The 13,008-nt window shown below is 63.9% G+C and carries 12 protein-coding genes and 2 tRNA genes; 6 read left to right on the top strand and 8 right to left on the bottom strand.

Going from position 1 to position 13,008, the window contains the following annotated elements:
• Positions 1-20: 20 nt before the first annotated feature.
• From IGS61_RS09030 to IGS61_RS09015, 4 genes are read right to left on the bottom strand one after another with little or no spacing between them, the layout of a single operon-like run.
• The gene (locus tag IGS61_RS09030) at positions 21-1,244 is read right to left on the bottom strand and encodes a sensor histidine kinase (RefSeq protein ID WP_230539286.1); all 1,224 of its coding nucleotides are present in this window, start codon (positions 1,242-1,244) and stop codon (positions 21-23) included.
• Entirely contained in the window at positions 1,237-1,950 is a 714-nt protein-coding gene (locus IGS61_RS09025) for a response regulator transcription factor (RefSeq protein ID WP_230539285.1), read from the bottom strand. The genes IGS61_RS09030 and IGS61_RS09025 overlap by 8 nt, the downstream gene beginning before the upstream one ends.
• Entirely contained in the window at positions 1,947-2,471 is a 525-nt protein-coding gene (locus tag IGS61_RS09020; RefSeq protein ID WP_230539284.1) for a GNAT family N-acetyltransferase, read from the bottom strand. The genes IGS61_RS09025 and IGS61_RS09020 overlap by 4 nt, the downstream gene beginning before the upstream one ends.
• 20 nt (positions 2,472-2,491) lie before the next feature.
• Complete coding sequence (locus IGS61_RS09015; protein WP_230539283.1) at positions 2,492-3,055, bottom strand: GNAT family N-acetyltransferase; 564 nt, start codon at positions 3,053-3,055, stop codon at positions 2,492-2,494.
• A 140-nt stretch (positions 3,056-3,195) separates the two neighbouring features.
• On the opposite strand from IGS61_RS09015, the gene IGS61_RS09010 reads away from it, so the two are divergent.
• The 4 genes from IGS61_RS09010 (at position 3,196) to IGS61_RS08995 (ending at position 6,924) form a co-directional block, all read left to right on the top strand.
• A complete protein-coding gene (locus IGS61_RS09010) occupies positions 3,196-4,779 on the top strand; it encodes a sensor domain-containing diguanylate cyclase (RefSeq protein ID WP_230539282.1) in 1,584 nt (527 codons plus the stop codon).
• A 14-nt stretch (positions 4,780-4,793) separates the two neighbouring features.
• A complete protein-coding gene (locus IGS61_RS09005) occupies positions 4,794-5,555 on the top strand; it encodes a CPBP family intramembrane glutamic endopeptidase (protein ID WP_230539281.1) in 762 nt (253 codons plus the stop codon).
• A 9-nt stretch (positions 5,556-5,564) separates the two neighbouring features.
• The gene (locus IGS61_RS09000; protein ID WP_230539280.1) at positions 5,565-6,221 is read left to right on the top strand and encodes a hypothetical protein; all 657 of its coding nucleotides are present in this window, start codon (positions 5,565-5,567) and stop codon (positions 6,219-6,221) included.
• Between the two features lie 196 nt (positions 6,222-6,417).
• Positions 6,418-6,924 (top strand): AAA family ATPase, encoded by a 507-nt coding sequence (locus IGS61_RS08995; protein WP_230539279.1) that lies wholly within the window; start codon positions 6,418-6,420, stop codon positions 6,922-6,924.
• Here IGS61_RS08995 and IGS61_RS08990 read toward each other — a convergent pair.
• Positions 6,921-8,066, bottom strand: coding sequence for an alpha-hydroxy acid oxidase (locus IGS61_RS08990; protein WP_230539278.1), 1,146 nt, complete (start codon positions 8,064-8,066; stop codon positions 6,921-6,923). The two genes, IGS61_RS08995 and IGS61_RS08990, sit on opposite strands and share 4 nt — an antisense overlap.
• Before the next feature lie 92 nt (positions 8,067-8,158).
• On the bottom strand, positions 8,159-9,115 hold the full coding sequence (locus IGS61_RS08985) for a phytanoyl-CoA dioxygenase family protein (RefSeq protein WP_230539277.1): 957 nt from the start codon (positions 9,113-9,115) through the stop codon (positions 8,159-8,161).
• A 115-nt stretch (positions 9,116-9,230) separates the two neighbouring features.
• Between IGS61_RS08985 and IGS61_RS08980 the strand changes: the two genes are divergently transcribed.
• Positions 9,231-10,103, top strand: coding sequence for a helix-turn-helix domain-containing protein (locus IGS61_RS08980; protein WP_230539276.1), 873 nt, complete (start codon positions 9,231-9,233; stop codon positions 10,101-10,103).
• A gap of 55 nt (positions 10,104-10,158) precedes the next feature.
• On the opposite strand, the gene IGS61_RS08975 is transcribed toward IGS61_RS08980, so the two are convergent.
• A tRNA-Arg gene (locus IGS61_RS08975) sits at positions 10,159-10,235 on the bottom strand.
• A 270-nt stretch (positions 10,236-10,505) separates the two neighbouring features.
• Between IGS61_RS08975 and IGS61_RS08970 the strand changes: the two genes are divergently transcribed.
• A complete protein-coding gene (locus tag IGS61_RS08970) occupies positions 10,506-12,662 on the top strand; it encodes a hypothetical protein (protein ID WP_230539275.1) in 2,157 nt (718 codons plus the stop codon).
• A 119-nt stretch (positions 12,663-12,781) separates the two neighbouring features.
• Here the strand turns inward: IGS61_RS08970 and IGS61_RS08965 are convergent.
• Positions 12,782-12,858: transfer RNA gene (locus IGS61_RS08965), tRNA-Arg, on the bottom strand.
• Between the last annotated feature and the right edge of the window lie 150 nt (positions 12,859-13,008).

The raw sequence follows: 13,008 nt of genomic DNA, 5'->3' as shown, positions 1-13,008 counted from the left end.
CGGTGAAATCTCCCTGCTTTTTACTGTTTCTGGAGCGCAATGATGTCGACGCGGTACTGCGCCGTGTTTGGGTGGAAAACGATGTCCCAGTGCATGGCTTGCGCCAGGCGCAGCAGCAGGTTCTGGCCATGCGCGAAACCGTGGATGCGCCGCGGTTGCCCCGCCGGCACCGTATTGACGATGCTCAGGCGGCCTTGCGCAAATGCAATGCTGATGCGGCAAGCGGGGCCGCCATGGAACAGGGCATTCCCCAGGCAATTATTTAGGAGCAACATGACCAGTTGCACGTTGCCGACCACCTCCAGCCGCTCGGGCAAGTCCAGGGTCAGCAGGCTGGCATCCCAAGGGTGTTCGTCGAGCAGGCGCAGCAGGCATTGCTCGATGCAGCCGCGCAACTCCACCACGTCGCCCGGCAATTGCTCGGCCCGTGCCAGCGCGAACAGCACGTCGATGGTAGCGCGCATCTCGTCCGTGGCTTGCCGCAGCTGCGCCTGCTCCTGCTTGCCCAGCGGCTGCGCATAGGCCAGCGCCAGTGTGTTATGCATCAGGGTGAGCGGCGTGCGCAGTTCGTGGCTGACGTCGCGCGCGAATGCCTGTTCCCGCCGCAACACTGCCTGCAGTTCGGTAAACGTGGTTTCCAGGCGGCGCGCCAGGAAACCGATCTCGTCGGGACGGTCGCGCTCGCTGAAATGGACGGCGCCGCCGGGCGCCAGCTGGCGCGCTTCGTGGGCCAGACGCTGCAAGGGCAGCACGAGACGCCGCGCCAGCCAGTAGGCCAGCAGCAGGGCCAGGCCGATCAGCGCCAGCGCCACCCCAGCCACGACACCGCCCACTTCCCGCGTCAGGCGCGACACCACCAGCACGGGCGCCACGTCGGCCAGCAGATAGCAGCGGGCCGGCTTGCCGCCGGTAACGAAATCGAGCGCCAGCACATGATAATGCTGGCCCGTCGTCGTAAACACTTCCGCGCGCGGGGCGGACGGCGGCACTTGCGCACGCACCGCTTGAGGCAAATCAAGGTAACTGCCATAAACCGTGATGAGGTCGCTGCCAGACGGCGTAAGCTGACCGTGCTGGCGCAAGCGCTGGCTGACGGCCACCGCTTCGCGTTCGAGCAGGCGCTGCACCAGCATGTCTTCCGTCACGTAGGCGATGACCAGCGCCAAGCCCGTGTAGCACAGGCACAGCAGGACGGTGAAGCCGGCCAGGGCCGCGAACAGGCGCTGCCGGATCGACTTAGCCATCGCTGGCCGCCCCGTCGAAGGCCAGGCGGTAGCCCAGCTGCGGTATGGTCACCAGCACGCCCGCCGCGCCAGACCCGCCAAGCAACTCCAGCTGCTTGCGCAGCGCGTAGATATGCGATTTGAGGGCGTCGCTGTCGGGCGGCTGGCTGCCCCACAGCTGTTGCAGCAAGGCCGAGCGCGATACGGCGTGCGGGTATTCGCGGCACAGCAGCAGAAGGATCTTAAAACCCGTCTGCGTCAATGGCAGGAGTGCGTCGCCATACAGGGCGCGTCCTGCGCGCGTCTGCAAGGTGAATGGCCCCACGCGCATTTCCTGCTGCACGTGCAACTGCTGCCGGCGCGCCAGCGCTTCGCAGCGCAAGGCCACTTCGCGCAAGTCGAAGGGCTTGGTCAAATAATCGTCGGCGCCGTCGCGAAAACCGCGCGCCTTGTCTTCGTAAGAGTCGCGCGCCGTCAGCATCAGAACCGGCACATTGCTGGGCGCGCCGGCCTTGATGGCGCGGCACACTTGCAAGCCATCGATGTCGGGCAGGTTCAGGTCCAGCAGCACCACGTCATAGGGATTGCGCGTGGCCAATTGCACCGCCAGCGCGCCCGTGCCCGCATGGTCCGTCTGCCAGCCCAGGCCGTCGAGGAAATCGAGCACCTGGCGCGCGATGCCCAGGTGGTCTTCCACCAGCAGGATGCTCAGGGGCGCTTTGTTCATGGCACGCCGGCAAGGCGCGCAACCAGCCAGAAGTTGCCGGACCTTCCACGAATTTGCCGGTAGCAGCGCAGATAGCCTTCCCGCTCGAAAGCGCAGCGTTCGAGCACGCGCAGCGAACGCTCGTTGCTTTCCAGCACGGTCGCCTGGATGCGCAGCAAGCCAAGATGCCGGAAGGCCCAGTCCACGACGGCGTTCACAATGGACGTGGCCACGCCCTGCCCCCACACGGCAGGAGCAAGATCGTAGGCGATTTCGGCCGTACGGTGCTGCGGGGAAATCGCATTCAAGCCGATGGTGCCCACCAGCTGGCCGCCCTCGCGCAGCACGACGGCCAGGCGCATGGGCGAAGACGCGTCTGCCGATGCGTAGTCATCAAAATTGGCTTGCAGATCATCGATGGAATGCAAATCCCAGCTCGTGTGTTCGACGACGACAGGGTCGGCCAGGTAGGCATACCAGGCGGGCGCGTCGCTGCGTTCCAGGTGGCGCAAGGTCACCAGGGGATGATCGGTGAGCGGCAATCGCGGCTTCCCGCAGTGGCTCACACGGCGCCCTTGCGCCGTGCTTCCCACTCGCGCCGCAGCAAGCCGTACAGGGCCGAATCGCTGACCTGGCCAGCGACGATCCAGCGCTCCGGCAAAAAGCCTTCCTTATTAAAACCCTGGCGTTCGAGGGCGCTGGCCGAGCCGGCGTTGAGCGGGTCGATATCGGCTTCCAGGCGGTTCAGGTCGCGCTCGACGAAGGCGAATTCGATCAGCGCCGACAGCGCTTCCTGCATATAACCGTTGCCCCAGTACGGACGGCCCAGCGCGTAGCCGATTTCAGCGCGGCGGTTCTGGCGGTGCTCGGAAAACAGGCTGCAGCTGCCCAGGTATTCGCCCGTCGCCTTCAGCTCGACGGCAAAGCGGAAGAATTCCTCTTTCTCGAAAGCGGCGCTGTCCTCGGCGATCTGGCGCGTGGCGCGGCTGATATCTTCCCACGGCGGTTCGCTGAAATAGCGCATCACTTCGGGATCGGCATGCATGGCGAACTGGGCTGCCTCATCCGAGGGTTGCGGTTTGCGCAGGATCAGGCGCTCAGTGGTGATGGTTTTCGTGTAGGCCATGCAACTCCAATCGAAGGTTGAAACGGACGATGCTTATTATTCCATGCAACTATAGTGATGTGGCAACTTTATGACGGCACTTTTTAATGTAGTATGGCAATATTTTTACCATATCATTGATGCAACTTCATGATCCGTTCATGCGCCCACTAAAGGATGTCCCCGACACCAACGCCCTCGCGGCGCAGCCCCAGGTCTTGCACCGCCACAAGCGGCCAGTGACGGTCTGGGCCAGTATCGCCTTCTTTTGCATGTGCGCCATGCTGCTCGGCATGACGGTGTGGATCGTCTGGTCTTCGCGCGACGTGCGCTTGCGCGAAGCGCGGGCGACGACGGAAAACATGGCGCGCACCCTGGCCACGCAAGCGTACATGGAACTGGAAATCGCCGATGTGATGCTGGAAGATATTGCCGAACACGTCAGGAATGAAGGCAACAATGACCATACCGGCGAACGGCTGCAGTCGCATCTGCAGCAGTTGTCGAAAAATATCGTGGAAATTGCCGGCGTCTTCATTTTCGATGGACAGGGAGAGCTGCTGGCCTCCTCTTCCGGCGCCAGGCAGGACGGCAACAATGCCGACCGCAATTACTTTATCTACCACCAGACGCATGCGCAGCTTGGCAGCCATATCAGTGCGCCCGTGCGCAGCAAATCAAGCGGGCAATGGGTATTGCCCGTCTCGCGCCGGGTCGAAGCAAAAGACGGCACGTTTGCCGGCGTGGTGCTCGTCACCCTGGGGCTGAACTCCTTCGAACGCATCTACGCCACGCTCAACCTGGGCAATACGGGCACGGCCTTCTTTGCCCTCGATGACGGCACCCTGATCTACCGGCGGCCGTTCCAGCCCGAGGTGATCGGCATGGATATTTCCTCGGGCGCCATCTTGCAAGCCTACCGCGACCAAGGGCCCGTCGGCACGGCGATGATGACGGCGAAAGTGGACGAGATCGAACGGCTGTACAGCTATCGCCATCTGCAGCGCTTTCCCGTCATCGTGGCGGCGGGCTTGTCGAAGGACGATATTTTTGCCGAATGGCAATGGTTGAGCATGCAAATCGTGCTCGCCTCGCTGGCGGCGGGGGCGCTGCTGCTGTACCTGTTCCGCAAGCTGATGCGGCAAATCGCCATACGCGACCGTATCGAGGCCAGCCTGCGCCTGGCCAGTGCCGAGCTGCAACAGGCGAATGCCGACCTGGCCGCGCGCGCCTCGCAAGACGGCTTGACGGGCCTGGCCAACCGCCGCTGTTTCGACGAAACGCTGGCGCATGAACTCAATCGCGCCCAGCGCAGCGGGCATCCGGTGTCGCTGATCATGCTGGACGTGGATTTCTTTAAAAAGTTTAACGACCAGTACGGCCACGTGGCGGGCGACGCCTGCCTGCAGGCCGTTGCCGGCGCCGTGGCGCGCAGCGTGGGCCGGGCCGAAGACCTGGCGGCGCGCTACGGCGGCGAAGAGTTCGCCGTGATCATGCCCGCCACCCATGCCGCGGGCGCGCTGGAAGTGGCCGAAGCCATCCGCTCGGCCGTCGAAGCGCTGCAAGTCCCCCACGCGGCCAGCGCGAACGGCGTCGTGACCGTCAGCCTGGGCGCGGCCACGCTCCTGCCCGGCCAGGAGCGGCGCACGGACAGCAGCGAACTGATACGCCAGGCCGATGCCTTGCTGTACCAGTCGAAAAACAGCGGCCGCAACCGCGTCACCATCCATGCGCCAGCAACATGACATCGAGATTTTCCATGCAAAAAATTCATATCACCATGCCGCTCGCCCTGGGCGCATTGGCCGTCTGGCTGGGCTTGAGCATGGGCGGCCGCTGGCTGGAATCAGCCGGCTACGCCTTGCCGGGCGCAGCCGTCACCGGCCGTATCGGCCTGTCATGGGCGCTGGCCGCCCTGTTCGCGCTGGCGCTGCTGCTGGCGTCAAGCCGGCCCCGCGAAGCGGGCCTGTGTGCGCCGCAGCCATGGAAAACAGTGTGGTTGGTCTCGCCGCCCCTGCTGTATGCGCTGCTGATGCTGTTGCTGGCCTGGGCCGGCGGCTGGCCGCAGCCGCGCGTGCTGCTGGTCGTCGCGTGCAATGCGGCCCTGGTGGCCATCTCGGAAGAGCTGATGTTTCGCGCCATCTTGCTGCAAGGCATGCTGGACCGCTACGCCGTCTGGCCCGCCGTCCTGATGTCCTCGGCGCTGTTCGGCCTGGCCCACACGGCCAACGGCCTGGCCTCGGGCGACGTCAGCGGCGCCTTGTGGCAAGCCGTGGCCGCCACCCTGCAGGGCATCGGCTACGCGGCCATCCGCCTGCGCACCCGCTCCATCTGGCCCATGGTGCTCGTGCATGGACTGTGGGACTACGCGCTGGTGACGGCCACCTTGCCGCACCCCGCCGAGGATGGCGCATCGATCCTGCCGTACATCGCCCTGCTGGCCGTGCTGCCCTTGTGCCTGTACGGCGTCTACCTGCTGCGCCCCAGCCAGCGGGCGGCCATATCTCAACTGCAACGATAAGGAATCTGCATGGCGTTTTTTTCACGCGAGTACGAAGTATTCCTGCTGCTGGCAGCGCCCGATGCGCCGCCGCTGTGGGATGCGGCGCAATGGACGCCGTTTGCCGCCAGCCTCGACGGCCTGATGGCGCAGGCTGGCGCGCGGGGCAAGGCCGCCGTGCGCAGCCATCAATACAATCCCAAGGGCAAGTCGATTCCCTTTGGCCGCCTGGGCTGGAACGACAAATCGCACGCGAAGTGGACGCACACGCCGGCCACGACGGATGCGCGCTTCATGAGCCTGGAAGCGTGGGCGCCCACCTGGACCGTCTGCGAAAAGGACAAGCAGGCGCCCGATGTGTTCCTCGCCCTGGCCAATGAATCGCTGCTGGGACTGGCAGGCAAGCGCCTGCAGTTCAGCCAGCGCCTCGTGTGCGCCATCGCCACGGACATGGGCTCGGAAGCGGCCGCCACCTTCCGGCAAGCGCTGGCGCAACTGGCTGCGCAGCAAGACGCCGTCGTCTTCGCCCATACGCACCGCCAGTGGGGCCGCGCCTCGCCGTATGGCGGCTTCACGGGCGCCATCCAGGACATGCTGATCGGCGGCCTGTTCCGGCAGGACGACCCGCATGCGCGGCCGCTCGATGACGCCGCATTCCAGGATACGTGGAGCAGCATCGGCCATTGACAGCGCCAGACATTCCATGGCATCGTTACCCCATGCCATCGCCATTCCCTCCCCAGCCATCGATTATTGCCGCCATTTCAAGCATGGTGGCTGGACAGGAATGACATTGACCAAGCCGCCTGCAAGGCGGCTTTGATCGGCAACAAACAATCAAGACGTCTCGCAGGCTTTGTTTTACTCACCTGAGCGAGCGACCATGCACACCACTTCCAGCACCCCGGTTCCCCCCACCTTGCACCTCGTGTGCGGCAAGATTGCCTCAGGCAAATCCACCCTGACGGCCCGGCTGGCCAGCGCGCCGCATACGGTGCGCATCAGCGAAGACGGCTTGCTGGCGCAACTGTATCCGGGCCAGATCGCCAGTCTGGCAGACTACGTGGTTTGCGCGGCGCGGCTGCGCGCGGCCATCGCGCCTCTGGCCCTGCAGATGCTGCAGGCGGGCGTGTCCGTCGTGCTCGATTTCCCTGCGAATACGCCGGCCAGCCGCGCCTGGATGCGCGAGCTGTTCCAGCAGGCGGGCGTGCCGCACGTGCTGCACTACCTCGACGTGACGGATGAGGAATGCAAGGCGCGCTTGCGCCAGCGCAATGCCAGCGGCTTGCATCCGTTTTCCACCAGCAACGCGCAATTTGATGAAATCACGCGCCACTTCGTGCCGCCCGCCGCGTCTGAAGGTTTTAAGCTGGTGCGCGTGACGGCTTAGAACGTCCCCGGCAGCAGTATCTTTTTATCCACCTGCTGCAGGTCGCGCAAGCCGCAAAACGCCATCGTCAGGTCGAGTTCATTGCGGATGATGTCCAGGCATTTGGTCACGCCCGGGCCGCCCATGGCGCCCAAGCCATATAAGAATGGGCGGCCGATGTACACGCCTTTCGCGCCCAAGGCCACGGCCTTGATCACGTCCTGGCCCGAGCGGATGCCGCCATCCATGTGCACTTCGATCTGGCTGCCGACGGCGTCGACGATGGCGGGCAAGGCTTCGATCGACGATTGCGCGCCGTCAAGCTGGCGCCCGCCGTGGTTCGAGACGATCAGCGCGTCGGCGCCGCTTTCCACGGCCAGGCGCGCGTCTTCCGGATCCATGATGCCCTTGATGATCAGTTTGCCGCCCCAGCGCTGCTTGATCCATTCCACGTCCGCCCACGACAGGCTCAGGTCGAACTGCTGCTGCGTCCAGGCCGACAGCGACGACATGTCGGACACGGAGGTGGCATGGCCGACGATATTGCCGAAACCGCGCCGTTTCGTGCCCAGCATGCCCGCCACCCAGCGCGGCTTGGTGGCCATGTTGATGATATTCGGAATGGTGAGCTTGGGCGGCGCCGACAGGCCGTTGCGCAAGTCCTTGTGGCGCTGGCCCAGTACCTGCAAATCCAGCGTCAGCACGAGCGCGCCGCACTTGGCCGCCTTGGCGCGGTCGATCAGGCGGTTGATGAATTCGCGGTCCTTCATCACGTACAGCTGGAACCAGAACGGTTTCGTCGTGTTCGCCGCCACGTCCTCGATCGAGCAGATGCTCATGGTCGACAGGGTGAACGGCACGCCGAATTTTTCAGCGGCCTGGGCCGCGAGGATTTCGCCATCCGCGTGCTGCATGCCCGTCAAGCCCGTGGGCGACAGGGCCACCGGCATCGACACGGGCTGGCCCACCATAGTTGACGCCAGGCTGCGGTTTTCCAGGTTGACGGCCACGCGCTGGCGGAACTTGATCTTGGCGAAATCGCTGTTGTTGGCGCGGTACGTCGACTCCGTCCAGGAGCCGGAATCGGCGTAGTCGTAAAACATGCGCGGCACCCGTTTCTGGGCCAGCACGCGCAAGTCTTCGATGCAGGTGATGATACTCATGCGTTTCCTCGGTCGATGGCTAGTCAGGCCATGATCGTGCATTTGCCCGCAATTGTCTATCCGGCAGGCAAGCCTGACGCATGGAGCGTGGCTTACCAGTCGCGCGCGCCGAGAATCTGCTCGCCCAACGCGGTCAGGCGCGCCTGCGGGTAGCGCAGCTTTTCCTTTTCCTCGGGGTCGCCGGGAAACGCGTAGCCCTGCGGCGCGCTGCGCTCGCGCCAGCTTTGCACCCTCCAGTCGCGCAGACTTTGATTGTCTTGCTGGGCCGGCGTAAAGGAAATGTATTGCGCCAAACGCACCTGGTCCGTGGACGTGTTCGGGCGAATGCCGTGCGCCAGCAGGCTGTTGAAGATCAACAGTTCTCCCTTCTTCATGGCGATGAATTCCATCGGATACGGCACCGTCGCCAGGTCCGGCTGCCACGGGTTGCGGTCTTGCGGCACCGTCTTGCGCCAGCTCAATAAATTATTGAACAGTTCCGGATAGCACTGAAAACCGCCGCTCTCGGGCGAGGTGTCGGACAGGGCCAGCACGCCCTGCACGTTGACGGGCAGCGGGTCGAGCGTGGTATCGGCATCCCAGTGGATGAAGCCGCCAAACTTGCGCTTGCCATTATTCGGCGTGTTCAGGTTGGCGCGGTCGATGGTTACCCACAGATCCTGGCGGTCCCAGATGTCGACAAAGGCGTCGTAGACGCGCGGGGTCTGGCGGTTATCCCACAGGGTCTGGTTGTGGTAGGCCTCGACCATGCCGGAGCCGTTGAGTTCCTTCATCGCATGGTCGCGCAATTGCTCCCGGTTCCAGGTAGAGGGATCGTGCTGGTCCAGTCCTTGAAATTCCCACAGGAAATCGGTCGTGCGGCGTACTTGCTCAGGCGACACGGCATCCTTGACGATGACGTAGCCGTAGGTTTGCCAGTGCAAAAAGTCGCTGGCGGACAGCACGCGCAGGGGCAGCTGCTTTTGGATGTCGCGCAACTGGGTCTGTTCCGTGTAGGCCACGGACGGGTTGCCGGGACGGTCTTCGCCGTATTGGTATGGGTTCTGCATCGCTGTCTCCTGTGTTGGTGTGAGACAGATTGTGCGATGGCACAGCGCCGTAAAATGCGCGCCAGGCAGCCAATACTGATACTATCCTGACCATTGACACCTTCAAAACGTCACAATGACGCCTTTATTCGAACAAGTCACGATCCCGGCGGGCCACTCCTGGGGCTTGCTGTGGCGCGAACTCGACGCCATTCCCTTCCTCTGGCATTACCATCCGCAGTTCGAGCTGACCCTGACGGTCAATGCACGGGGGCAACGCTACATCGGCGACCACGTGGGCGACTTCGAACCGGGCGACCTGGTGCTGCTGGGGCCGAACTTGCCGCACACGTGGTCGGCCAGCGAGCGCATCGATAGCGCGCAGCCGATGCTGGCCGTCGTCGTGTGGTTTTCATTGGAGTGGCTGGAGCGGCTGGCGGCCTGTTTTCCCGAATTGCACGGCGTGCGGCAGCTGGCGCGCCGCGCCGGCCCCGCCCTGCATTTTTCGCCGGCCACGAGCGCGCGCTGCGCCGCTCAGCTGCTGCGGCTGAATGCCCTGCCCGTGCCGCAGCGCTTGCCGCTGCTGCTCGACGTGCTGCTGGAACTGGCGGGCGATGCGGGCGCGCGGCCGCTGGCCTCGATGGCGCAGGCGCCGCTGCCCGATGGGCAGCACCAGCGCATGGCCGGCGTGTTCGATTTCATGCACACGCATTTCCGGGAAGAAATCGCACTGGAAACCCTGGCGCAGAAGGCGGCCCTGTCGCTGGGCGCGTTCCACCGCTGTTTCAAGCGCCATGCGCATTGCACGCCGGGCGACTACCTGGCGCGTCTGCGCATCGGCCGCGCCTGCCAACAGCTGATCGAAAGCGATCTGGCCATCGCCGTCATCGCGCAAGAGGCGGGCTACCGCAACCTCGCGCACTTCAACCGCCAGTTCCGCGCCGCCAGGCACGTCACGCCGCGCGCGTTTCGCCGGCAGTACCGGCGCGGTGCCACAGGCGCAACATAAATCCGTTCGGAAACGAAAAAGGGGATCAGATTTTACAATCTGACCCCCGATATTCTGGTGCGGCTGGCAGGAATTGAACCCACGACCCCTTGGTTCGTAGCCAAGTACTCTATCCAGCTGAGCTACAGCCGCCTAAGACAAGATTATAGCAGGGCTTTGCAGAATGGCAAAGGGCGTGGCGGCACTATTTCACAATTGACGCCCTGCCCGGATTTCAACGGCCGAGCCGCCCCGCTCACTTGCATCTTTCATCACATTTATTTTCTGACTGCGGCGCAAAACCGACAGGTTTATTTCTTCCTAGTCATTATCAATACATCCAGGAAAAATAAATTGCTATTCATGGAAAACTTTGAGAATGTTTACTAGCAGTAATTTCAATAAAAATACCAAGGGGATGTCATGAAAATAAAATTGCATAAATTGCCTCTGGCCGCCGCCTGCGCGGCCACCTTCCTGCTGGCCGCCTGTGGCGGCGGCAGCAGCACCCCGGCCGACCCGGCGCCGCCAGTTCCCCCCGTTGCGCCCGTCCCGCCGGTGCCGGCAACGACGGTCAGCGGCACGGCCGCCGTCGGCGCCCCCATCACGGGCAGCGTGGTGGCCATCGATAGCAAGGGCAAAGTGTCCGTGGCGGTCAACACCGGCGCCGGCGGCGCCTTTACCGTCGACGTGGCCGGCATGACGGCGCCCTTTTTCCTCAGCATCACCGGCACGTCCGGGGGCAAGCAGGTGACGCTCAATTCCATCGCCACCGCAGCAGGGCAAACCGTCAACATCACGCCGCTGACGGACCTGATCGTCTCCACGGCGTCGGGCCAGCCCGGCGGCACCGCCCTGGCCGCCGTCTGCGCACCCGTCGCCAATGCGGTCCCGGCCGCCTGCACCGCGGCGCTGGCCACGGCGGCGACCCAGCAACGGCTCGATGCGGCCGTGGCCGCCGTCGTCGCCATGATCAAACCGATTAATACCGGCAATACCAATCCGCTGACGGGCGCCTTCGTGGCCAACGGCACGGGCATGGATGCCGTACTGGACCAGATCCTCGTCGCGCCCGCGGAAGCGCAAGGCGCCATGGCCACCGTTACCCTGATCGCCACCAACAGCGCGCTGGGCAGCGTAACCTTGCCCGCCGCCGCCGGCGGCGCGCCGACCATCCCCGCGGCGACGCCGCCATCGGATGCCGACTTGCTCAAGGCGACGGCCGCGGCCAGTGTCTTGCCGGAAATCCGCGCCTGCATGGCCTCGCTCAGCGCCCTGTATCCGAAGACGGGCTTCGTCGTGCCGTCGACGGCGGTCGTGTCGCCGTTCATCGACAGCAGCTTCAACATGGGCGCTGGGGTGGGCCAGGCGGACATCCTGGCCGCCCTGACCAGCGCGGACCAGGCCGCCCACGCGGGCCTGACGATCGAGGCGCTGGGTTTGTCCAGCGTCAGCATGCAGCCCTTGAGCAGCAATGAAATTGCCACGCTGACATCCAGCAGCAGCACCTCGACGACGCGCGTGGCCGACTTCATCGGCAATCGCCTGGGCGCCGGGGCGACGGCCATCGCCTTCGCCGCAGGCAAGCCCAGCAGCGCATGGGTGCAGTTGCGGATAGGAAACGATGCGGGCATGCTCAACTGGCAACTGGTCAAGACCAGCGACACCAGCGGCTGCGCCGGCGGCTGGAAACTGGCCGGCAGCGGCCATCTGGACATGCACATGAATGCGCGCATCCAGCGCAGCGTCGATAGCGGGGGCACGGCCAGCTTTGCGCGCGAATGGGCCGCGCACGTCGAGCTCGACACCGTGCTGCAGGAAAATCCGGCCGTCAACAAGATCGACGTGCGGGGACCGGGCCTGACGACGTTCGGCGACTTCCAGATACCGGGCACGGCCGGCAGCAAACTGCAGCTGATCCTGCCAGCGACCGGCTACACCCACATGCGGATTGCCGACAGCAATGGCGCCGCCAGCGCTTTCTACAATAACGCGGAAGCGATCCAGAGCTGCCAGGACCTGGCCAGCCTGCCCGCCAATACGCCGGGCCTGGGCGCGGGTACGGCTTGCATCGACGAAACGAAAGTGGCGCCTGGAAAAATCTACGTGTGGACCCTGAAAACGCCGAATGGCCCCGTCAGCGCCTTCCCGTTCCAGATCAATGCCGTGCCGCTGTCGAAAGCGTTTGCCAAGGCCAACCAGGCCAGCCTGTTCGCCACCCTCACCGGCATCACGCCGGCGAAACTGTCGTCCATCCCCGCCGCCGCCCTGCTCGACGGCGCGGTGACCTTCCATTACACGCAATCCGCCACCTACGGCTCGAAAATGGATAATTGCGGCCTGTATTTGTTCAATGGCGCCACGCCGGTGCTGAATGCGGAACAAAATGCAGTTGGACAAGAAACCGCGTGCACCTTCACGAGCTCGGGGTTGAATGCGCTGGCCTCGAACGTGGCGGATCCGGCGCAGTCCGGCGCTTCGCTGTTCAAGTTCACCGGTCCCGTGACGCATGGCGGATTGTGGGTGACCACCATCGTCCTGGGCAACCAGGCGTCGTCGGGCCAGCCTTATCCGAATTGATACGGCCTGGCCACTGAAGCGCGCCGCGCTGCTGGCGGCGTGTTTCAAGCGACAGTTTGACTGGACGAAAAAAAACCCGGAAAGCGAACTTTCCGGGTTTTTTTCACTACTGCTGATACTGGTGCGGCTGGCAGGAATTGAACCCACGACCCCTTGGTTCGTAGCCAAGTACTCTATCCAGCTGAGCTACAGCCGCAAACTCTGACACACTTCGCCGGACGGCGCGAAGCTTGAAACTTTCATCAACACAGGAAAACCCGATGTTGGCAATACTGGTGCGGCTGGCAGGAATTGAACCCACGACCCCTTGGTTCGTAGCCAAGTACTCTATCCAGCTGAGCTACAG

The sequence above is a fragment of the Janthinobacterium sp. FW305-129 genome (genome assembly GCF_020858115.1).
Lineage (GTDB): Bacteria > Pseudomonadota > Gammaproteobacteria > Burkholderiales > Burkholderiaceae_D > Janthinobacterium.
This window is presented reverse-complemented; position numbering and strand designations above follow the sequence as displayed.